The organism is Neoakkermansia glycaniphila (assembly GCF_900097105.1).
Classification (GTDB): domain Bacteria; phylum Verrucomicrobiota; class Verrucomicrobiia; order Verrucomicrobiales; family Akkermansiaceae; genus Akkermansia; species Akkermansia glycaniphila.
Window position 1 is genome coordinate 919,044 of sequence record NZ_LT629973.1, and the last position, 23,165, is coordinate 942,208.

Annotated in this window: 18 protein-coding genes; 13 read left to right on the top strand and 5 right to left on the bottom strand. The window is 58.1% G+C overall.

Translation table 11 applies throughout. The annotated features are described in order from the left end of the window. Window positions 1–13: 13 nt before the first annotated feature. The 3 genes from PYTT_RS03780 to PYTT_RS03790 are packed head-to-tail and all read left to right on the top strand — an operon-like array spanning window position 14 to window position 6,524. Entirely contained in the window at window positions 14–1,018 is a 1,005-nt protein-coding gene (locus PYTT_RS03780) for a S1C family serine protease (RefSeq protein ID WP_067776261.1), read from the top strand. A 53-nt stretch (window positions 1,019–1,071) separates the two neighbouring features. Beyond that, window positions 1,072–2,010, top strand: a complete 939-nt coding sequence (locus tag PYTT_RS03785; protein WP_067776264.1) for a hypothetical protein — start codon at window positions 1,072–1,074, stop codon at window positions 2,008–2,010. A gap of 20 nt (window positions 2,011–2,030) precedes the next feature. Next, window positions 2,031–6,524, top strand: a complete 4,494-nt coding sequence (locus PYTT_RS03790; RefSeq protein WP_067776266.1) for an ankyrin repeat domain-containing protein — start codon at window positions 2,031–2,033, stop codon at window positions 6,522–6,524. A 31-nt stretch (window positions 6,525–6,555) separates the two neighbouring features. Here PYTT_RS03790 and PYTT_RS03795 read toward each other — a convergent pair whose 3' ends face one another. Then, on the bottom strand, window positions 6,556–8,043 hold the full coding sequence (locus PYTT_RS03795; RefSeq protein WP_172801764.1) for an ankyrin repeat domain-containing protein: 1,488 nt from the start codon (window positions 8,041–8,043) through the stop codon (window positions 6,556–6,558). A gap of 34 nt (window positions 8,044–8,077) precedes the next feature. Beyond that, the gene (locus PYTT_RS03800; protein WP_141675825.1) at window positions 8,078–9,526 is read right to left on the bottom strand and encodes an ankyrin repeat domain-containing protein; all 1,449 of its coding nucleotides are present in this window, start codon (window positions 9,524–9,526) and stop codon (window positions 8,078–8,080) included. Window positions 9,527–9,710: 184 nt separating this feature from the next. On the opposite strand from PYTT_RS03800, the gene PYTT_RS03805 reads away from it, so the two are divergent. Then, a complete protein-coding gene (locus PYTT_RS03805) occupies window positions 9,711–10,331 on the top strand; it encodes a DUF1353 domain-containing protein (protein WP_067776273.1) in 621 nt (206 codons plus the stop codon). Here PYTT_RS03805 and PYTT_RS03810 read toward each other — a convergent pair. Both PYTT_RS03810 and rpsP read right to left on the bottom strand, forming a co-directional pair. Further along, the gene (locus PYTT_RS03810; RefSeq protein WP_067776276.1) at window positions 10,300–10,794 is read right to left on the bottom strand and encodes a hypothetical protein; all 495 of its coding nucleotides are present in this window, start codon (window positions 10,792–10,794) and stop codon (window positions 10,300–10,302) included. The genes PYTT_RS03805 and PYTT_RS03810 overlap by 32 nt on opposite strands. 134 nt (window positions 10,795–10,928) lie before the next feature. Then, entirely contained in the window at window positions 10,929–11,171 is a 243-nt protein-coding gene (gene rpsP, locus PYTT_RS03815; RefSeq protein ID WP_197677915.1) for a 30S ribosomal protein S16, read from the bottom strand. Between the two features lie 349 nt (window positions 11,172–11,520). Between rpsP and PYTT_RS03820 the strand changes: the two genes are divergently transcribed. From PYTT_RS03820 to trmD, 9 genes are all read left to right on the top strand, one after another. Then, window positions 11,521–12,504 (top strand): AAA family ATPase, encoded by a 984-nt coding sequence (locus tag PYTT_RS03820; protein ID WP_067776284.1) that lies wholly within the window; start codon window positions 11,521–11,523, stop codon window positions 12,502–12,504. A gap of 11 nt (window positions 12,505–12,515) precedes the next feature. Further along, on the top strand, window positions 12,516–13,406 hold the full coding sequence (locus PYTT_RS03825) for a DUF58 domain-containing protein (protein ID WP_067776286.1): 891 nt from the start codon (window positions 12,516–12,518) through the stop codon (window positions 13,404–13,406). Window positions 13,407–13,417: 11 nt separating this feature from the next. Further along, complete coding sequence (locus PYTT_RS03830) at window positions 13,418–14,026, top strand: hypothetical protein (protein ID WP_067776289.1); 609 nt, start codon at window positions 13,418–13,420, stop codon at window positions 14,024–14,026. Then, the gene (locus PYTT_RS03835) at window positions 14,016–15,014 is read left to right on the top strand and encodes a VWA domain-containing protein (protein ID WP_067776292.1); all 999 of its coding nucleotides are present in this window, start codon (window positions 14,016–14,018) and stop codon (window positions 15,012–15,014) included. Before PYTT_RS03830 ends, PYTT_RS03835 begins: the two co-directional genes overlap by 11 nt. A gap of 22 nt (window positions 15,015–15,036) precedes the next feature. Continuing rightward, entirely contained in the window at window positions 15,037–17,289 is a 2,253-nt protein-coding gene (locus tag PYTT_RS03840; RefSeq protein ID WP_067773700.1) for a vWA domain-containing protein, read from the top strand. 14 nt (window positions 17,290–17,303) lie between these two features. Continuing rightward, on the top strand, window positions 17,304–19,676 hold the full coding sequence (locus PYTT_RS03845) for an SH3 domain-containing protein (protein ID WP_067773697.1): 2,373 nt from the start codon (window positions 17,304–17,306) through the stop codon (window positions 19,674–19,676). Window positions 19,677–19,709: 33 nt separating this feature from the next. Then, on the top strand, window positions 19,710–20,597 hold the full coding sequence (locus PYTT_RS03850; RefSeq protein WP_067773693.1) for a sugar phosphate nucleotidyltransferase: 888 nt from the start codon (window positions 19,710–19,712) through the stop codon (window positions 20,595–20,597). Window positions 20,598–20,716: 119 nt separating this feature from the next. Continuing rightward, a protein-coding gene (gene prfB, locus PYTT_RS03855; RefSeq protein ID WP_342744170.1) for a peptide chain release factor 2 occupies window positions 20,717–21,833 on the top strand; the annotation gives its coding sequence in 2 pieces (ribosomal slippage) (window positions 20,717–20,800 and window positions 20,802–21,833; 1,116 coding nt in all). 4 nt (window positions 21,834–21,837) lie between these two features. Further along, window positions 21,838–22,557 carry a tRNA (guanosine(37)-N1)-methyltransferase TrmD gene (gene trmD, locus PYTT_RS03860; RefSeq protein WP_067773688.1) on the top strand — a complete coding sequence of 240 codons (720 nt, stop codon included), beginning with the start codon at window positions 21,838–21,840 and terminating at the stop codon, window positions 22,555–22,557. Window positions 22,558–22,563: 6 nt separating this feature from the next. Here trmD and PYTT_RS03865 read toward each other — a convergent pair whose 3' ends face one another. Beyond that, window positions 22,564–23,103: a lipocalin-like domain-containing protein gene (locus PYTT_RS03865; RefSeq protein ID WP_197677917.1), complete on the bottom strand. Its 540-nt coding sequence runs from the start codon at window positions 23,101–23,103 to the stop codon at window positions 22,564–22,566. Between the last annotated feature and the right edge of the window lie 62 nt (window positions 23,104–23,165).

The following is a 23,165-nucleotide window of genomic DNA, read 5'->3' on the forward strand; positions in this document are numbered from 1 at the left end:
CTTCCGTTTGTCCATGAATACCATCAAACACATACTACTCCTTTTCATCCTCTCTATCCTGTGCGGAGCGGACTTGGTTCGGGCAAACGAAAAACAGGAGCCTACCGTCGTCCACCCCTCCGACTCCCCGGTGCTGTTCGGAGTCATTTCCACGGACATGCCGCTTGATATGAGAAAAGAACTGGGAACCCGGATCGCCGACGACGAGGGACTGTGCGTCACAGCCGTCTCCAGATTCAGCCCGGCGGAAGATGCCGGTATCCGCCCGGTCGACATCATCCTGAAAGTGGCCGGGCAGCCCGTCGCCACCAAGCTTGATCTCCTGATGATTCTGCAGAAATACAAACCGGGCGACACAATTCCCGTCCACATCCTGCGCCTCGACCAGACCAAGGAATTGAACCTCACTCTCGGCAGCCGCAACGGACTCCAACAGAAATACAAAGCGCGCAAAGAAACTTCCACTCTGACCTACGGCAAGGATTGCGACACCGCCACAGGGGTAGTCGCAGAAAACCCCTTCAATTTCGAATCACCACCTGCTTCCGCCCGGAACGATTTGCAATCCGAATGGTCCGCCGCTCAAGACAGTGAGCAAAAAGATTTGCACCGCAACAAAATAAATGCGTCGAAACGGGCTCCAAACAGCCAAATCCTCCCTCCTGCTACCATGAATCAAAAAACCGACCTCGTTCCTAATAAAATGGAGCAGATACAATGCCTCCAGAATACGGTCATCGACCAGCTCGCAACCGACAACCCCGACCGAAGCAAAGTACAGGATTCCCTGTTGCAAATTCGCGCATTGGCATCCGGGCGCACCGATCAGGGCCACGCCTCCATCCATCTCGAAGATGCCGAAGGGCAAATCATCATCAATGGCTCGAACCAGCACGTCACCGTGGAAACCATTCCAGAGAAAAAGAAAGCTGGCACAACCTACAGAATTGATATACCATCCAAAAGCAACCCTCTGCCGGAACCCGTTCGGAAACGCCTGCGTGACCTGAACCAGTAAGCGGCAGAAGCACCGCCACTTCCCGAAGCCCATTCACCTTCCCTCTTCATACGATGAATATCTTCCGCCTCCTGTCCGGAGTCCCGTTGATCGCCTTCACCGCTCCCGCCACCCTCCCGGCACAGAACATGACGCCGGAAATCCGGCAAGACATCGCCCGATTACTGACCCTTCAAGTACTCACCCATATCGGCGAATTGCAGGAAACCTTGGGGGCAGCCTTCCAAAAAATACTCTACGTCAACACCTACCGGAGCATTGTACTGTCCGGAAAAGAATGTCCCCAGCCTGAAGCAACCGCATGCCCGGCTGCCGCCATCCTTGCCAACAAACAGCTCCACCGGTACGGGGGAGACTTCGAGGGCAAAGACGTCATGACCAGCATACACACCGAGCTGGATACCTATGACCTGAACCAGGCCACATACCAAAGCGAACTTGAATTGATCCGCAAACGCCTGCGCGAACACTACCTCCCCATCCTCAAACAACGCGAACTTGCCAAGGAACGCCAGCTACTCCGGATAAACGCCACGAGGCCCGAAGTCACCGTCCTGCCGAACGGCATCCAATTCGAAATCGAACCCGGCAATCAGGATATACGGGACATCAGCCGCTCCACCAGCGAAACCGGCATCACCTTCTACACCCGCATCACGCGCGACATACAATTCGATGCCCTGCCGGAATCCATCCGGCAAATCGCCGACCAATTGCCACCCGCCTCGAGCTGGACCTTCTACATCCCTTACGAAGCGGAACAGGCCGCGGAAGAAGCCGGCCGCCGCGCGGCGCAGGACATGGCCACCCGGCGCGAAGAACGCCTGCAACAGCTGATACCGGATCACATGCGGAACTCCCGCCCGGCGCCGCCCACCGAAGCTGCGGCTCCACCCAGGGAACGCAAACCCCTATTGCGGCTCAAAGTCTGGAAAGACACCCCCGAATACCCCGCCACCGTGCGCCCCGATGCCATCGAAACCGTCATCTGAATCTTCCCATACATGCGGCCATGAAAGCGCAACACCTCCTTTTCCTGCTGTACGCAGCCACCTGCTATGGACAATCGAACGAGCCCGAACAGGCCCAGCCGCTCTCCTGCATCAGAACAGACAACAGACCCAACGCGAAATCCGCTTTTGAAAACGCCTCCCAGGCCATCGACTACCTGAACACGGCCATCGCGCCACTTTCTCCGGAAACGCGGCAACGGCTCACCGACGTCTGGAACCTCAAAACGCAGGACCAACGCATCGAAGCCCTGCATAAATGGATTGAGGAAACCCGCACATCCGGAAAATCGACCGATGCCGCCAGCTTCCTCATCATCGACGCCCAGTTGCGCTGGAACAACCACTTCTGCCATGAAGAACAGTCGCTCTTCTACCAGCACCTCACCCAGTCATTCCAAACGGACAACCCCGTCAACAACACTCGCACCAGACACTGGCTCGACTACCTCAGCTACTACACCCCCTGCCGCGTCGATGAAATCATCCCCATCATGGATGCGGTCAACGAACGGCCCCTGCAGCAAAACCTGAAAAGTTACAACCCATACATGATCAACATATGGCGGATCTGGACGGAACCCGTCGGATACGCATCCTCCATCATGTCCGGCAAAAACGACGGGGACAAGAACAAACTCAACTACATCCTGCACAACTATGATGCCCTCCTCAACAACCACGTCAGCCGGGGGCTCGTACGCTGGCGCTACGCCTACGGGCAAAACCTCCCCGAAGGAGTCGTCTCTGCCATGCGAGCCATGAAAGACCGGCACGAAGGCATCCTTCCCACCCCCGCCACGCTGGAAAACATCGGCAGGCAGGCGCGGGAACTCGAATCGGAACTGCAAGGCTTCATCCCCCGTTGCAAACTGGCAGTCGACCCCGCCGCCGAGCCCTGGATATCTTTGGACAATCCGGAAGCCACCCTCTTCCAAATGCCGGATACCTCAGCCGTCACCCTTCCACAATGGAACCCCACCCTCGCAGGCGCAGCCGACAGCCTTGAACAGGCATGCGGCATCCTGCAAAAACTGGCAGAACAGGCTTCCAACAATGGCACCCTGCAAGCCGTCCAAGCCTTCGCCCTGGCCGAAGGAGAACTGGCGCTTCCAAAAAACTACTGGCACTCATGGCTCGGCGTAGAAGGCTACGATACCTACAAATACACCATCAACTCCATCTACAAACCGGACGGCGTCGACATCACCATCACCAACACGGGCGCACGCTTCTCGCGCAACGATGCTATCCTGCAAAAAGCCTCGCGCGACCTCTCCGTCGCCTTGCACCGATGCATCCTCCACCTCGCCAGCCTGGAACATGCTGAAAAAGCGGATGTTCTGGCACAAGGCTGCAGCATGCTCGCACACACCATCAACCGATACGACCTCTGGCCCCTCCTGTGCAGCGAATATGAACTTCGCGGCATCAGCCCCGAAGCATACAGCGGACTTATTCGCGAATTCAAGGGCAAACCGGAAATGCTCAATGCCTTCGCCGCCTCTGCCGGCATGCACGGCATCACCCTCCTCTCGGAAGCCATCGACCGAGGGAACGTCACGGCCACACACATGGCCTCCCTCATGCGCGAATTCTTCATACTGAACAGCGCCATCACCGCCACGGAAGAAGAACGCCGCCGCATCGCCCGATCGTGGTTCGAGCAGGCAAAGCAACACAATCTGCCCACTATCACGCAATTCCTCTGCCTCAAGGGATATGCCAACCTCATCAACCAATGGCAGGACATCCCCTCACACTTCGTCTCCAACACATATGCCTATACGGGCTACAAACTCGTCAAACAGGCACTGGACACAGGAGACGCCGAACGCGCCAGCTTCATCTACAACCTCATGACCCAAGACCCCCGCAGCTACAGCCAGGCCACAACCCGCCTCGCCAAAGCAGCGCTGGAACAGGCAGAAGGTAACGTCGCGGCAACGGAACGAGCCGTTGCCGACGCAGTCATTCTGGCCGCCATCCAAACGGGCCGCAACGACTTTCAGGCATACATCGCCCGGCGCGCCCTCATCGACGACGGACGCCTCGTCGAAGTCGAAAAAATCCTCACCCTCCTTCGTTGGAAAGACAACCGCTTCCTGCAGCGATACCTCATGGAAGAATTCGCCCGCGCAGGACAATACGAATCGGCGGCATTCCAGGCCGGAAGCATGATGCACCTTGCCTGCATCAACTCCACCCCCGTCACCGGACTCAGCTCACAGGCAGACATCGTCGAACTCCGCATCTATGCAGACACCTGCCGCGCCCTCTCGCTCCTCCGGCAGGGAGAACCGGCCAAAGGGCATCCCCTGCTTGAAACTGCCCTGCAACAAATGCTCCCCATGCCGGAACTCGCCGCCAAACTGGCACCCGTCATCCTCTCCTGCCAATCCCTTCCCCCCGCCCAACGGGAAAAAATCAAACAGCGGCTACTCTCCGCCTGGGACAAAACTCAAAAACAGGCTGACCGCATCGCCCTCGGAAAAATAGCGCGTACACCCGTCAAAGACCTGATACCCGCTCCGGAAATAACGGGTGCCAGCGGCGAAGACTACGACCGCTACCCGAAATTCACCTCCAAAACATACGACTGGCATCTCATCCTTCCCGGAGGCACCAAAACCGAACTCTTCCAAGCGGCTATCGTCATGGCGGACTACGAAACCCCGCACAACAAATGGGTCTACCTGCGCAATGAACAGGGCCGCACCGCCACCGTCTTCCTGAACACACTCTTGCCGGAAGACATCGACAACATCATCGACTGGAAACGGCAGAACAACATCCACACATGGACGGAAGCCCCCTCGACCGACTCCCTGCGCTACGCGTGGCCGCCGCTGGACGGAACGCTCGTCTACAAATCGACTCACCTCATCGGCGCTCAAGCCGACATCGACGACGGAAACACCCCCTACATCCTGGTGCGCCGCCCCACGGGCAATATCCAGAGGCTCACATACGACCGCCTCAGGGAAGAAGACCGGAACATCATCGAAAAATGGGAGCAACCCGCCTTATCGACACAGGACACGCTTCGCACCTTCCCCTCATGGAAAAGAGCTCTTGCCTATGCCGAATGCAACCACCTCCTTGCCACAGCATACGTCCTAGGCAAAAGGGGAGGCCCCGAAGAAGACGAATTCAAAAAGCAAATCCTGGACGACCCGAACAAAATCGACCGTCTGAACAGACTGCATGCCGTCGTCATCTGTTATCAGAACGAAAACGGCGAATGGGATGAAAATGCCAAGGAAATCTTTCGACTCCTCCGCCCGACCATCGAAAGTATCAGCCCGCCCGGCAGCAACCCGGACAACAACCCCTACACATCCGGATTCTATTACACCTACGGACGCAATCACGCCATCTATGGCGCATCCTTCCGGCAAAATCACCTCTCGGCAGAAGAACTCGACTTCGAACAAGCAATCGAGCAGGCGGACACGCAAAAAGTATCCGGCATGCTCGCCCAACAACCGAACCTCCTTCGCACGCGATTCAGCATCGGCACCTTATCGCCCCTGTGCGTTGCCATCCGGCACGGCCACCACGACATTGCCCGCATCCTGCTGGAACACGGAGCCGAAGCGGACAGCCGCGACCCCTACGGCTACACCATGCTCTACACCGCCTGCCTGTACAGGAATGTTGAAATCGTAAAACTCCTGCTTCAGCATGGAGCCGATCCCGACCTTCCGACCTACCAGCATATGGGGTTCGACGACGACCTCATCCCTCGATGCCCCATCTCCGGATGCGGCAACCATCCGGAAATCTGCCGCATCCTCCTTGATGCAGGAGCCAACCCGAATGCTTCCCGCAACGGCGGCCCCTCTCCGCTTGTCCAGCTCACAGGCAGAGCACCCAAACCGGGCACGGACGACATAGCCAACACCACCGCATGCATCAACATGCTCCTGAAAGCGGGGGCGGATGTCCATGCGGAACAGGGCCGCGCCTTGAGCAACGCCGTCATCAACAACAGGCCCGAATGGGTCAAATCCCTGCTGGCCGCCGGAGCCGATCCCAACGGAAAAGGCGACCGGAAAGACGCCCCCCTTCACATCGTCAGAGAACCGGAAATCTTCCATCTGCTGCTTCAGGCAGGTGCCGTCATCGACCCTGACGACCCCTACACCATGAGCAATGCCGTATCCAACGGCCTGCGAGACTGCGTCGCCTATCTGGTCGAACGTGGCGCCCGCATCGACATCCATCCTGAAGGACAATCCCTCCTCCAATGGGCCGCACGAGGCACCACCCGCTACGAAACCGACTTCACCAAACAAAAAAAACGCATCGCCGCCATCATCGCCACCTCGGAATACCTCATATCCAAAGGACTGAACGTCAACGAAACGGACAAAACAGGCACCACCTTACTCGCCTATGCCCGCAAAAATGCGGCACCTGCATTTATCGACATGCTCCTTCGCCACGGAGCTCTCGACCAGCCAGTAGCCACCCAGCACAAGAATTCCTAATCACTGAAGCACGCCAAATAACCGCGAACTCTCACATCGCTTGCTTCCCGGGCGGCACCTTATGCGGAAACACCTCGGGCAACTTCGCCCGCAGCTCCGGAGACAGGGCATTCCATTGTTGGCGCAGCATCCGCGCATGACCGTACGGCAACCTGCCGAACCGTGCTACCGCACCGCCATCAGCCAAAAGCTTCACCATACGCACATCCGTAGCATCCGGCATCCGACCCTCGCGGAACAACCCGGCATAAAATGCCAGCACGGAATCGCCATCCCCATGCTTCCGGGCATTCGGAGATGCGCCATGAGCCAGAAGAAGCCGCGCCATATCCATCGCCAACTCCCGGCTCAATCCATCCTTGGCTCTGGCAACATGGCGGCAGCATGCCATAAGAGGAGTCTCTCCCGACAAAACATTCGGGAAATCGGCGGAAGCGCCCCTATCCAGCAACAGCTTCGCCACCTCCTGCATACGTGCGCCTACACTCACCTGCCCGGCCCCTGCCACCTCGCCCGACAACTGCGCAGGCAGAGACTCGCAAAGATACAGCAGCAAAGAACGCCTCACCGGAACATCCTCCAACTCCGGCCCCTCTTCAAACAATTCAAAACTCGCATCGGCCTCCACACCCCGATCCAACAGAAACCTTGCAATATCCAAAGCATCCCTGCACCTGGGAGACACCCACAGCAAAACAGGCCGCCCGTTGGACGGCACCTTCACATCGGCACCCATACCGCACAATTTCTCCACCAACTCCAGACGCCCCATAGCCACGGCGGCACCGAGCGCCGTGACCCTCGGCTCACCTCCCAGATCGTTCAACTCGGGCGCCTGCTCCAACAACACATCCACCACCTGCATATATTCCGGGTAACGGGCGGCCCACATCATCGCCATATAGAGAGGCCTGTACCCCGCCACGCTCCGCCCGTTCACATCCGCTCCATGATCCAGCAAAAACCTGACCATTCCGACTTGATCTTCCACCGAATGCTTCGACTGGCCGCAGAAAGTATAGGGGTGCATCGCCAGCGTCAGCGGAGTATCACCCTCCGGATGAACCATCCATTCGCTCACCGCGGCCATCCGCCCATTCACCTGAGCCCCCCGCTCCACCAAAACACGCGCCAAATCGTACTCCCCCAAACCCAGAGCCAAATGCAACAGGGACTCGCCACGCTCATTCGATCTCGCCGCGTCTCCCGTACGCAACACTTCATCGATCAGAGCCAGCCGGGACCCAAACACCTGCCACGCATGGCGGCTATTCCGGGTCTCGCACCATACCTTCATCGCGGGCTTCAACCATGGGACATCAAACCATCCCTTCTCCCCATCGGAAAACAAAACCTCGCGCTCAAGCAGCACCTCATACTCCTTCACATAATAATCGCGCACTAATGCCAAACTCTGCCGCTCGGGCATCGTCCATGAAACATGATACTCCTGCTCGCGTTCCGGCAAAACGGCCAACACGACTCCGGCAGCAACCGCAGCCAACAACAAACCGTTCATCCACTTGAATCTCATCTGAAAAAACAATTTAATCCTATTCAACCGCATCCTTCAAAATGGACAATTCAGGCAAACGGGCAAAAACATCCGGAGGCAACTCCTTCAACCGCTTAATCTCCCATTGGTCCGGCTTGCCATCCGACCACAGCAGATCGACCTGCGCACCTTGATCCAGCAGCAGGCGCACCATACGCACAGCAGCCTCCCGACTCTTGCCATCTTTCGACGACAAACAGCTGAAACATTCCGCTAAAGCCGTCTTTCCATTCTTGGGATTCACCACATTCACGGAAGCACCCTTCTCCAGCAAAATTCGCGCCATATCCAGCACCCGCTCGACCTCTTCCGGCCCCTCCTGCAAAGTAGCGATCGAAAGATCGCGGCACAGCTTCATCAACAGAGTCTGCTCGGAAGCTGACACATCCGTCCCCATACCGTCTTCCACATCTTCCGGCAACGTAATCATTCTCGCATCGGGATCGGCTCCGTGATGCAGCAGCACCTTCAAAATGGCCGGAGACGACTCGCGACTGCAATTCACCTCCACTAAAGGACATCTCCAACCGCCACGGAAGCGAACGGACCTATTCACCTCCGCTCCCATCCCGATCAGCCTTTCCACCATAGGGAGATTGCCGAACGACACGGCGGAACACAATGCCGAAAACTCATATTCCTCTTCCCTCACATCGATTTTTGCTCCTCCATCCAGCAACAGCCCGGCAATCTCCGTATACTCCGGCTGTACACTCGCCCACAAAAACGCCAATTCCAATGGACACAAATCATTGATCTGCCTCACGTTCGCATCCGCTCCATGCTCAAGCAGAAACTTCACTACATCAATGCGCCCCGCTGCCTCGAACCTCTTCTGAGCCCCCCTATCATCGGCCACCAGATCCTCAAACATCGGAAAAGGAGTGATGGCATAGGTCAAAGGAATGTCGCCCTTACCCTCTACATCCATCCCGAAACGCGGTTGCATATACACCTGCAGATTCACGTCGGCTCCACGATCCACCAGCGCCTTGGACAGATCGTGAAACCCCATGGCAAGGGCCAGATGAAGAAGAGAAAAACGATCCTTGTTCGCATACTTGGCATCACCCGTCTTGGCCGTATGCTCGACCATCTGCAAAAACGGATACATCATCACATGAACACACACGCGCTTCACACTCCGGGTAACCGCCTTACTGAAAATGTTCGGCTCATTCTCCAACAAAGCGCCGTCCCCGCTCCTTGAAAGCTTGCCATTCAGATCCTTTTCAACCTGTTCCCAAAAAGAAAGCTCTTCGCGATCAATCATCTCAAGCATCCGGCTGCGGGCCTCCCCGCATCGGCGGTAAACACCGTCGATCGCCTTCCGGTCCTGCGCAGACCATGAATCGTGATATTCCAAATCCTGAGCGGATTGAGCCACGGAAACCAACCCGGCTGCCGCAGCAACCGGCACCTGCCAGCAAAAAGAACGGTACATCATGATAAATGGGTAAGGGAGCAAAACAGCCGCTTCCATTGAATCAACGGAAATCAGGCCATCCAGACTGCCTCCATTCATAACACACGTCCCTCGCCTCGTCAAACGAATACCGCCTCCCGCCTCCTCAACAGGCGCACTTTGCCATTGCCATCACCCCCCTCCGTTCCTATAATACGAGAAAGGTATGAGGCATCCCTTTCCCCTCGCATTAATCATCTATGCAGGCGGCTTGATCCTGCCCGCCGCCTGCAGCCAAATGGCGCCGGAAGTCGTCTCCGGCGCCCTTACTTCTCCGTTGCCGGAAAAAAGCGGAAACAAACAGCACCTGCACACCCCCCACCCCGGCGAAACGAAATGGTACCTCTTCCTGCCTGAAGAAGCGCCGGGAGCCTGCCTCAAAACCGCACTCGACCTTCACTGGAAATTCGCCCCCTCCCTCGACCTCGGCGAATGGAAAGCCTACCGGCCTTCCGACCGCAAACTCATCATGGAAGCCAAAGGCTCAGAATTCATCCTGTACCGCGGATATGTCTGGGATGGAGCCACCATCGGCATCACCACCGTCGCCCTGCTCGCTCCCACCGTCGTACATGATGCCCTCTACCACGCACTCATGCACAAGGCGCCCATCAACCGCGCCATTGCCGACGCCATCTTCCGCGAACTCATGAACCAGCACCGCTTCCCGGCCGCTTCCCGGTACTACTACGGAGCCAGATGCGCAGGCACCGTCTTCAACAACCCGGACAACCCGCCCACCCTCATCATGGAAATCACTCGGAAGGCGAACCAACCTGCCGGATAAGCCCCTCAAGCTTTGCCGAGAAAGGCACCTCCTTACCTTCACCTCTCTCATACGGAAAAGCAAGACGGAACGGCTCAAACACCGAACGCTCATCTCCCGTCCAAGAAATCAACGGAGGCAGAAACGGCAGCTTCAAAATACCGTACTTCCAATCGTACGTCACCTTCACGTCACCGGAAATCACCCTCTCACGCCCGGAACCGCTTCCCGTTGCCGTACGCCTCACATCCACCAGCTCCGCCCGAAGAGGTTTCTTCGTTGCGGCAAACAGCACAAAACCGTACTGCGAACTCTCATCCTCCATCTTCCCGTTCACCATCTCCCGCACGGTCCTGTTCTCTCTCGGTTGCGACGAATCGACAGGATAAAACGCCTGTCCCTGGCTTGATGCATCGATCGTACAGGACACGCCTCCGCACAACACGGCGGCACTCAACACACATCTCTTCCGGAAAGCAATCATGCCCCCATCCTAGACTACTGCCGAAAAATGAAAAGAGGACAGCATGTCATCGCACCTGAACGAAACGGCGGCACGAAAAAACGACTCTCCGGTTGATCGGAGAGTCGCCACAAACAATCAATGAAAGAAACTTGTCAGGCCTTCGCACGAGCCTTCACGATCATCGAATTGACCGTTTCGGAAGGCTGGGCGCCGTTGGCAAGCCACTTGTCCACCTTTTCCAGATCAAGCGTATAGTTTTCACCTTCCTGCATGGGATTGTAGGTGCCTACTTGTTCGATAAACGAACCGTCGCGACGAGCGCGGCTGTCGACGACAACGATCTTGTAATAGGGACGGTCCTTGGAACCTTGGCGATTGAGACGGATTGCTACCATAATTCAGTATATTTACAGAGATTCTTATGCGAGAGGCGGCCCGTGTTCACACAATGAACGGACGCATCCAGCCTGCGGGGCACGCAAGATGCCACAAATCACCCCCAATGTCAAGCATAAGAGAAACTTTTTTCTCAAAAGTCGGCAGACGCCTTTCCTGCACACCGAACGGGCGAACTTTCCCGGCAACCGACGTAAAATTCAGGCGCCTCAAACTAACATATTCAACGAATCTACCGAAAACCGTGTCGAAACGTACGAAACGCCGGGCGTAGAATGATCCTTGAAAAGATCTCGCTTCTGTGCTAATCATAACGGCGCATCATCCATTCCACGAATCCTGCCAGCCATGGATACACAACAATTCAACGAACAAATCGCGCAACACTCCTCTTGGATATCCCCGTTGCGCTCCGAAATCGCGAAAGTCGTCATCGGCCAGCAGGCACTGGTCGACCGCCTCGTCCTCAGCCTCCTCTGCAAAGGCCACGTCCTTCTGGAAGGCGTCCCCGGCCTCGCCAAAACGCTATCCGTCAAAGCGCTTGCCGGAGCCATGCACGCCGCCTTCTCGCGCATCCAGTTCACCCCGGACCTCCTGCCTGCCGACCTCCTCGGCACCATGATCTACAACCCCGAGAGCCGCCAGTTCATCGCCAAAAAAGGCCCCGTCTTCGCCAACCTCATCCTTGCGGACGAAATCAACCGCGCCCCCGCCAAAGTCCAGTCCGCTCTCCTCGAAGCCATGCAGGAACGCCAAGTCACCCTCGGCGAAACCACCTACCCCCTGCCCAACCCCTTCCTCGTCCTCGCCACCCAGAACCCCATCGACCAGGAAGGAACCTACCAACTCCCCGAAGCCCAGCTGGACCGCTTCCTCTTCAAAGTCATCGTCGACTATCCCAACCGCGACGAAGAACTGCAGGTCCTTGACCTCATGTCCAGCACCTCCCCGCCCGTCGAAACGCAAGCCGTCGTCACCATCGAACAAATCGACACCTCGCGGCAGCTCATGGACAAAATCTACATCGACCCCGCCGTCCGCTGCTACATCGTCGACCTCGTCCGCGCCACACGCGCCCCCGAAACCGTCGACCGCACCCTTACAGGCATGATCCGGGCCGGGGCATCCCCCCGCGCCACCATCAACATCGCACTCGCATCCAAGGCCCTCGCCTTCATGCGCCACCGCTCCTTCGTCACCCCGCAGGACATCAAAGACCTCTCGCACGACATCCTCCGCCACCGCATACTCCTCTCCTACGAGGCCGAAGCGGAAAACATCTCGACGGACGACATCATCGACCGCATCCTCTCCAAAGTACCCGTACCGTAAACCCATCCGCCGTGGACAAAGCGCAAGACATCCTGAAAAAAGTCCGCCGCATCGAACTGCGGGCCCGTAAACTCGCCACCGAAACCTTCGCCGGCGAATACAGATCCGGCTTCCGCGGCCAAGGGCTGGACTTCGACGACTTCCGCGAATACCTCGCGGGAGACGACCCCCGCTTCATCGACTGGAAAGTCACCGCGCGCATGAATACCCCCTTCGTCCGCAAATTCAGGGAATCGCGCGAACAGGCCCTCATCCTCGTCGTCGATGCCAGCGGATCCATGCGCTACGCCTCGCAGGGGCATGACGACAGCAAACTCGAATACGCCGCCCACATCGCCGCCGTACTCGCCTACAGCGCCGCCAAAAACGGAGACAAATGCGGCCTCCTCATCTACGGGCAGCAAACGCACTTCTACCTTCCGCCTGCCAAAGGAATGAAGCAAACTCTGCGCATCATCCGCGAAATACTATCCACCCGCACCGATGAACAGGACGACTCGCTCAACGATGTCGCCGATGAAATCCTCAGCACACAGCGCAAATCCGCCATGGTCTTTCTCATCAGCGACTTCTGGGCACCCACCGATCGCAAAGCCCTCGGCAAACTCTCCTTCAAACACGAACTCATCCCCATCCGCATCGTCGACGACCGTGAACTCCGCCTGCCCGACACGGGCAGAGTCATCTTCCGCGACCCGGAAAACGGCGACTTCATGAACGTCAACCTCGAAAACTCCGGCCTCCGCGAAACGCACGCCCAGCTCACCGCCCAGCACCGCGAAGAATGGTCCCGCGACTTCAAAAAACTGGGCCTCGACTACCTCGACCTCCAAACAGGAGACGACTACATGGCCCCCCTGCGCGCACTCTTCTCCCGGCGCTCCCGCCAATTCTCCCACTAACCGCATCCACCGTGACTCCCGCATCGACCATACCGGCAGCTCCCGCCGCAAACCAACAGGGCATCGCCGAAGAAATCCCCATCCTTGACGACCCGGTCACACCCGAAGGCTACCTCTCCCCGGAAGGCCTCGGCTCACTCGAGTGGACCCTCATCATCGCAGGCATCATCCTGCTGGCCGGACTCATCTCATGGTGGATCGTCATGCGGAAAAAGCCAACCACACCGCCACCCACAGCCGCCGAAAAAGCTCTGGCGGAAGTCGACGAACTCGAAACCTACAAACCCAGCCTGAAGGAATGCGCCCTCAAGCTCTCCCTCATCCTGCGCCGGTACATCTCCGGCAACACCGCCGACCCCGCCCTCTACGAAACCCATCAGGAATTCAACCTCCGCGCCGACTCCCTGTCCGCCCTTCCCGAAACGCTTCAAAACTACACCCGCCAGCTCCTCGACTACATGGCCGCCCTCAAATACGAAGCCAACACTCCGCAGGACGAAGCCATCGCACAACAAATCATCAACGACACAAAAAAACTCATCGGCGACATCGACCGGGCCTCCGCCCCGCACGATAATGTAACAAACCCGCAGGAACCCAAACGCAACCATGCCCGCTGACACCCAGTACCTGTTTGCATCCCCGGAATGGCTCTATGCCATCCCTCTGCTCCTTGCATGCCTCCTCCTCCGGCGCAGAAGAGGCTCATCCGGCTCCATCGACCATCCCACCGTCCGCTTCGTCCGCATCTGGGCGCAAAACCCCGACTCTCTGGCAGGCCGACTGGGGGCCTTCCTCTTCGTTCTCGGCGCCATGGCGCTCGCCGTCGCACTGGCGCGCCCCCAAATTCAAAACTCCCGCACCTACACCACTGCCAGCGGCATCGACATCATGATCGCCTTCGACCTCTCCGGCTCCATGGCATCGGCCGACATGAAAACTGACAAATCGTCCAACAGCATCTCCCGCCTCCGGGCCGCACAGGAAGTCGTGGATCAATTCATCGAACAACGCCCGAACGACCGCCTCGGAGTCGTCGCCTTTGCCGCTCTCACCAAAGCCTGCAGCCCCCTCACCCTCGACCACCGCCTCGTCCGCCAGATCGTCCGCCGCTTCCACCTCAACTTCATCCCGGCGGACGGCACCGCCATCGGCTCCGCCATCGCCCTCGCCGCCACGCGACTCTCCGAACGCAAAGACACCAAATCCAAAATCATCATCCTCGTCACCGACGGAGCCAACAACACAGGCGAACTTTCGCCCATCGAAGCCGCACGCGAAGCCGCCAAACTCGGCGTCCGCATCTACACCATCGCCATCGGCACCGACGAAGGCTCCCGCACCCCCTACATGCGCAACATCGACGCCTTCGATGAAAAAACCCTCAAGGAAATCGCCCGCATCACCGGAGGAGAACACTTCCGAGCCAACGACAACACCAAACTTGAAGACGCCTTCGGCACCATCGACAAACTGGAAAAAACCGAAGCCAAAAAACGAAACGTCGTCACCACACAGGAACTCTTCATCTACGCCCTGATGGCAGCGGCGGCCTTCCTGACCGCAGGCCTCTCCCTGAACATCCTCCGCCCCCATCCCGCACCGTAACCCCTCCCCCCCCGGAACCAGCATGAACTTTCTGCACCCTGAAGTCCTGTTCCTCCTCATCCTGCCGCTCCTGCTGGCAGTCGCCGCCATCGTATCGGCTCGCCGTAAAAACAACAGCTGGCTCGCCCTCGTCTCCGAAACCCACAAAACAGAACTCCTCGTCCGCCCTGCCCCGTGGCGCCGCCACTTCCCCACCGCCTTCGGCCTGCTCGCACTGGCCCTCGTCATCATCGCCCTCGCCCGCCCATACAGCGGTTACACCGACAGAAAAGACATCAGCATGGGCCGCAACATCATGCTTGCCATCGACGTCTCCCGCTCCATGGAAACGCGGGACGTCTCCCCCTCCCGCCTCGAACAGGCCCGCACTGCCGCCTATGAACTGATGGACGCCCTGCCGGACGACAACTTCGGCCTCATCGTCTTCTCCGGAGATGCACAGCTCGCCGTCCCCCTCACCCACGACCACAACGCACTGCGCGAATCCATCGAACAAATCAACCGCAGCTGGGCCTCCTATGGAGGAACCAACCTCAACAACGTCCTCTCCTGCGCGCTGGACACCTTCAAACAGCACTCGCCGGACACCACCAACGCCCTCATCATCCTCAGCGATGGGGAAGACACCGTCGGCAACTCCCTCTCCCTCGTCGAACGGGCGCGCAAAGAACACCTCATCGTCATCACTGTCGGCATCGGCACCAAAACCGGAGACGTCATCCCCGACACCCAGGATCGCACCGGACTCTACCGCGACAACAACGGGCAAAACGTCATCAGCAAACTCAACGACGAATCACTCATCAAACTCGCCAAATCGACCGACGGCCAATACTATGCCATCAACTCCGGCAACGCCCTCGCCTCCTTCGTCCGCTCCGCCACCTCCAAACTTGAAGCAGAAGAACAAAGCGACCAAACCACCAAAATACCGAACGACCAATACACCCTCTTCGCCATCCCGGCCCTCATCTTCATCCTCCTCGCCATCGTCATCGGCACCGAATGGCGCTCATGGAAAAGAAAAACCGCCCTCCTGCTCCTCTTCCTCCTCGGCGCGCCTCCCGCAAAAGCCGAAAACCGCACGGAACAACTCCTGAAAGCCCTTCAAAACGAACAATACGAAGACGTCATCCGGCAACTATCCGACGGCCCCGAAGAAGCAAACCCGGAACGCCAAAGCCGCCTTCAATTCGCCAAAGGCTATGCCGAACTCAAAAAAAACGAACCGGACCTGGCAAAAGAAAGCTTCTCGAAAGCCCTTTTGAGCAATGAACCCTCCATCCAGGCCGCCTCACTGTACAACATCGGAAACATCAACATTGAACAGCAATTTCAAACCCTGCGGAAACTGTACACCCCTGCACCCGGCACCAGCGGACAGCCTTCTGCCCCGGCCCAGCCCGACATCACCCAACTGAAAAACATCAAACAACAACTGGAACAGGACACGCAAAGCTACAAAGACGCCCTGCAAATCCAGCCCGAATTTCCTGCCTGCCGCAACAACCTGAACAAAACGGAAACCTTCATCCGCAAACTTGATCAGGAAATCAAACGCCTCGAAGAAGAAAAGAAAAAACAGGAAGAGCAACAAAACCAGCAACAGCAGCAAAATCAACAGAATCAAAAGAAGGACGACAACAAAAACGATCAGAACAAACAGGATCAGAACTCCGGAGACAACAACAAAAACGACCAGAACAAACAGGATCAGAACTCCGGAGACAACAACAAGAACGACCAGAACAAACAGGATCAAAACTCCGGAGACAACAACAAGAACGACCAGAACAAACAGGATCAGAACTCCGGAGACAACAACAAAAACGACCAGAACAAACAGGATCAGAATTCCGGAGACAACGACAAAAACGATCAGAACAAACAGGATCAGAACTCCGGAAACAACGACAAAAACGACCAAAACAAGCAGGATCAGAAACCCGGAGACAACGACAAAAACGATCAAAACAAGCAGGATCAGAAACCCGGAGACAACGACAAAAACGACCAAAACAAACAGAACCGGAACGCCGGAGAACAGGGACAGCCCGAACCTGAACAGCAGCAACAGCCGGACAAACGCCCCGAACAGGGCGGCCAACAACAAATTCCTCCCCCGGAAGCGGAACTGGCACCCTCCAAAGAAGCCAAAGAAGCAGGAGAAAAACACCGCGCCGCACAAATACTCCGCATGCACACCAACGAAGTCAAAGGCGCACCCTATCCCACCTTCAAACGCCCCATCGCCCCTCCGACCAAAGACTATTAAACCTCCTTCACACCATGAACCAGCAACATTCATCCACCATCCGCACACTGTTCCTGTTCATCGGCCTCTTCCTGACGTCATGGACCCGTGCCGACATCACCGCACAGTGGAGTTCAGACGTCGTCATCCCCGGAGAACAGACCTATCTGCTGCTCATCGAATCGGACGGCACGCCCATCGGCTTGAGCAAAGCCCCTTATGTTTCCGGCATGACCCTTGAAGCACAGGGATCCGGCAGAATCAACCAGCCGAACAACCCCAACGGCTACGCCAGCCTCATGGTGATCGGAGCACGCGCCGACAAACCCGGCAGCATCACCATCCCGCCTCTGGAAGTACAAACGCAATCCGGCAAAACGGTCACCGTCGCCGTACCTCCGCTCACGGTATGCCCCTTCGATCAGGTGCAATGGAAAGATGATCCCATTCCATACGGCATCCTTTGGTATGCGCGCAACAAGGAACCCTACGTCATGCAACCGCTTGATGTCGTATTGAAACTGTACATACCCCGCCAAATTCAGGATTGGAAACTGCCCCCCCTTCAGGGAACGGGACTCTCCGTCTCGCGCTTCAGCCAGGTCATGCTCGACTTCATGCCTGCACCTGTCGCACAGACAAGCAAAGGTATCTGGCGCGCGCTCACATGGCATGGCACCATCACGCCGCTGCGCGAAGGAGACACCTCCATCAAAGGCTCGATCATCATGTACGTGCCCACGGAAACAAACCGTCCGTCTTTCATCATGCAAACATTGCAGCCCTATGAGCTGCCCCTCTCGGGCCTATCGCTGCGTGCCCTTCCCCTCCCGCTGAATGCCCCTGCGGGCTACGCCAATGCCGTCGGAGAATTCTCCATCAAGGCGGACACCGATGCCCGCGACCTCTCGGCCAATGAACTCGTCTCCGTCCGCATCACCGTCTCGGGCCAGGGAAACCTCGACCAGCTCACCTGCCCGGACATCTCCGACCCCGCCCAGTGGAAACTCAACCCGCCGAACAAAATCGAAAACCGGGATGCCATGGGCAACCTCCAAAGCGTCACCTTCCAGCTCAACATCAGACCAACTGAAGAAGTACCGGGCATACCTGCCTTCACCATGTCCTACTTCGACCCGCAGGCGCGTGAATACAAAACCATCGGCACCCGGCCCATCGCCCTGCCGTGGAAAGCCTCGGCAGACACCATGAGCGGCCCCGCAGGCTCCGGCAGCACCGCTCCGCCGCCCGCAGGTGCCGTCCCCGTCGAAGAACTCGTCGACATCTACGACCTCCCGCCCGCCGAAACCATCCGCGAACGCATCAGCATCCCGAACTACTGGCTCTGGATCTGCTACATCCCCACGCTCGCCCTCCTCGCCTACCTCGGCACACGCACATGGCTCCGCTGGCGCAACACCTCCATCGCCCAGCGGCAGCGACTCGCCGAACTCAAAAACATCTCCTCCATCCGGGACTCCGTACCCTTCCTGCGCGCCCTCGGCGCCTACATCGAGGCCCACATCCCCCGCGACAGGATGAACGACAGCCTCGAACAAATCCTGAAACAGAGGGACGAAGAAGCATTCAAGCCTGACACCCACGCCACGGCCCTCTCCCACGACCAGCGCAACGGCATGCTCCACGCCGTCAAAACCGCCGTCCGCAGCATGGCCGCCCTCGCCCTCATGGCCCTTGCGGCTCTCGACAGCATCTCGCAGGCGCAGGACTCCCCGGCAGACAAATCCTACAAGGCCGGACAATACAGCCAGGCCATCTCGCAATACGAACAGGCTCTCCGCGAAATTGACGGCACCGGCGCCAACCCCGCACGCTTCCACTACGGCATCGGCAACGCCAACTACCGCCTGAACAAACCCGGCCACGCCGCCCTCGCCTATGCCCGGGCGCTGGAACACAACCCCGCCCTCAAGGAAGCCGCGGCCAACCTTGCCTTCATCCAGCGCAAAGAAGGAGCCATCACGCCCAACCTCAGCGCACAGGAAGAATGGATCACATGGATGCCCTACCGCTCCCTGCTCCCCATCGCCATCGTCTCCGGCGCCATCCTCACGGCAGGCATCTCCCTGCTCATGCTCACGCGCCGCCGAAAAGCGCTCACCGTCACCGTCTCCACCCTTGCCGGGCTCGTCCTCGTCCTCAGCCTTGCCAACTACATCTACTATCCCCACCTGCCGGACACCCTCACAGCTGCGGAACGCTACTACGTCCTCGAAGCGACGCCCGCCCGCACCTCGGCCGACCCGTCCGGCTCCCCCGTCATCCAGCTCACGCCGTCCACCCCCCTCATCGTACTCGCGAAACGGGGAGCATGGACCTACATCGAAACCTTCACCGGAACCCGAGGCTGGGTCGCCACCAAAGACATCGCCTCCGTCGCCCCCTGATCCGGCGCAGCCATCTCTTCATCCAAACCATCCATGCAATCGTTCATCCTCGGTGCCGGACTCGGCACCCGCCTCATGCCGCTCACATCGCTCCTGCCGAAGCCGCTCATCCCCGTCTTCCAGCAGCCCATGGCCGAACTCCTGCTCGACTACCACTACGAAGCGGGAATCCGCGAATTCATCATCAACACCTCGCACCTCGCTCTGTGCTGGGATCGCGCCTTCCCCGAGCATGAATGGCGCGGCTGCCCCATCCGCTTCAGCTACGAACTCACCCCGCTGGACTCCGGCGGCGGCATCCGCAAAATCCTGCCCCTCATCGACAAGGACTCCCCCCTGCTCGTCCAGAACGGCGACATCCTCACCGACCTCCCCCTGCAGCAGCTCATCGCCGCACACAAAGCCTCGGGAGCCATGGTCACCCTCGCCCTCCGCAGCAAAGACGGCAACCGCAACGTAGGATTCGACGAAACGGCCGGCCGCGTCACCGACATGCGCCACCTCCTTGGCAAAGACAAAGGCACCTGCCAATTCGCCGGAATCTACATCATGGAACCGGCCATTGCCGACCTCTTCCCAGATGAAGAAACCTGCTCCATCGTCCCCGTCTGGATCGAACTCATCCGCCGGGGACAAATAGCCGGAGTCCTCTTCGATGAAGCCCGCTGGTACGAACCAGGCACCCCAGCCGCCTACCTCGACATGATGCTCGACCTTCCGAAAGGCGATCGCAACCGCATCCACCCCTCGGTGCAAATCGATTCAACCGCCATTGTCTGCCCTCAGACCGTCATCGGAGAAAATGCAAGCGTCCCCGAAGACACCACACTCACAGAATGCCTCGTCTGGCCGAACACCCCCGTACCGCCCGGCAACCACAGCCGCCGCATCTTCACCCCGCACTTCTCCGCCGACGCCTGATCCATACCGCCACGAGCCCCCCTGTCAAGCAGCCTCTGCGGCGTATGGCGCACCCTGCGGCGCCTGAGAACCCCTTTCTCCTTGCAAACCGTCCCCACCTCCGCTATACTCCCCTCCACATGGACACACACGCTGATTCTGATCTCTCGGCGCTCGACACGGCTGCATTGAAGAGCCGTCTTTCCGAGCTCGGGAGCTATCTTTGACCTCGCTACACTCGAACAGAAAGTAGCCCACCTCGATGAACGCATGAGCGCACCGGACTTCTGGGACAACCCCACCGAAGCCCGCGCCCTGATGAACGAAATCAACCCCATGAAACGCCGCCTCGAACAGATGCGCGCGCTCGAAACCGGCCTTGAAGACCTCGAAATCCTCATCGAAATGGCTCAGGAAGAAGACGACCATGCCATGGCCGTCGAAACCGTCAAGGAATACCACGCATGGGTCAAAAAACTTGAAGAATTCGAACTCATCACCCTGCTGAACAGCCCTCACGACTCCGCCGGATGCTACATCACCATCCACGCGGGCGCAGGCGGCACCGAAGCCTGCGACTGGGCAAGCATGCTCATGCGCATGTACATGCGCTGGTGTGAACGCAAAGGCTACACCATGGAAATCATGGAAAGCACCGACGGCGACGACGCAGGCATCCGCTCCGTCACCATCAAAATCGAAGGCGAATACGCATACGGCTACCTCAAAAACGAACGCGGCATCCACCGCCTCGTCCGCATCTCGCCCTTCGACTCCGCCGGCAAACGCCACACCTCCTTCGCCTCCCTCGACGCCACGCCGGACATCTCCGACACCGTCGCCATCGAAGTCCTCGACCGCGACGTCAAAATGGACACCTACCGCGCAGGCGGCAAAGGCGGACAAAACGTCAACAAAGTCGAAACCGCCGTCCGCCTCACCCACCTTCCGACCGGACTCATCGTCGCCTGCCAAACCCAGCGCAGCCAGCTCCGCAACCGTGAAGAAGCCATGAACATGCTCAAGGCCAAGCTCATCCAGCTTGAAGAAGACCGCAAGCGTGCCGAAGCCGACCGCCAATACAGCGAAAAAGGCGACATCGGCTGGGGCAACCAAATCCGCTCCTACGTCTTCCAGCCCTACCAAATGGCAAAAGACCTCCGCACGGGAATCGAATCCGGCAACATACAGGACGTCATGGACGGCAACCTTGATCCCTACATCGAAGGCATGCTTCGCCGCAACGTAGCCAAATAAAACCATGCTTGAAATAGACGTCCTCACCCTGTTCCCCGACATGGTACTGGGACCGCTCTCCCAAAGCATCCTCGGCCGCGCCGGGGATGCGGGCATCGTCTCCGTCCGCGCCCACAACCTCCGCGACTGGGCGTACGACAAACACCGCCGCACGGACGACTACCTCTGCGGCGGCGGCCAGGGCATGCTCATGAAATGCGAACCCGTCTTCGCCGCCGTCGAACAACTGCGCCGCGAAAACACCCGCATCATCCTCATGACCCCGCAGGGCCGCACCTTCAACCAAAGCATCGCCCGCGAACTTGCAGACCACAGCGGCCACTACATCATCCTCTGCGGCCACTACGAAGGCGTCGACCAGCGCATCATCGACACCCTCGTCGACATCGAACTCTCCATCGGCGACTACATCCTCACCAACGGTGCCATCGCTGCCGTCATCGTCATTGATGCCATCACCCGCCTCATCCCCGGCACCCTCGGCGACGAACGCTCATCCGAAGAAGAATCCTTCGCCGACGGCCTCCTCGAAGCCCCGGCCTACACCAAGCCCAACGAATACCGGGGCATGCAGGTACCCGAAATCCTCCTCTCCGGCAACCACAAAGCCATTGCCGACTGGAAACGCGAACAGGCAATCATCCGCACGCAAACCAACCGTCCCGACCTCCACGAAGCATGGCTCCGGCGGCAGGAATCAAGCACTCCTAGTGCCCCTTTGTGACGCGAATCATGATTTCTTATAGCGGAAAAGTATCGTACCGTCTTTTGCCTTTTCCAATAGCAGCCCCTTCGAGGGAATTTTTTTCTGCAAGGCATCGACATTTCCTTTCGCATACCCAATGCGTGACAATTTGACAATCCTGAAATTCTCCGTGAACGGGATCGTCTGCCTGTTGCCGACACTCTTGCCCGAAACGGTCAGAACATCGCCGTCGCGCTTCCATCCTTCATACACCAGCGTCGCCATATTGATGGAAGACGCCTTGCCGCCCTCCTCCAACCGAAACCCCTGCACCTTGCCGGGCTGCCCCGGAACAGGCATCACCCAGCTCCCCGTCAAATCACTCTGGTGTGAAGACGAACAGGCAACAAACAGCAACGACGACAGCGCAACAACATACTTTTTCATCACGAATACCTCTATTTTGAACAAACCCGGACGATACAGCCGAATACCGACTCTTCTCCGGAACGTGTTCCCTGTTTCTACACCTTTCACATCAGCATGCAAGCACGAATTGCGGCAAGAACAGGCAAACACACGCATCTCCTTCAAAAAAATTGAACAAAAACCGCAGCTCCCGCCTCATAATGATATCCAGCCTGTAG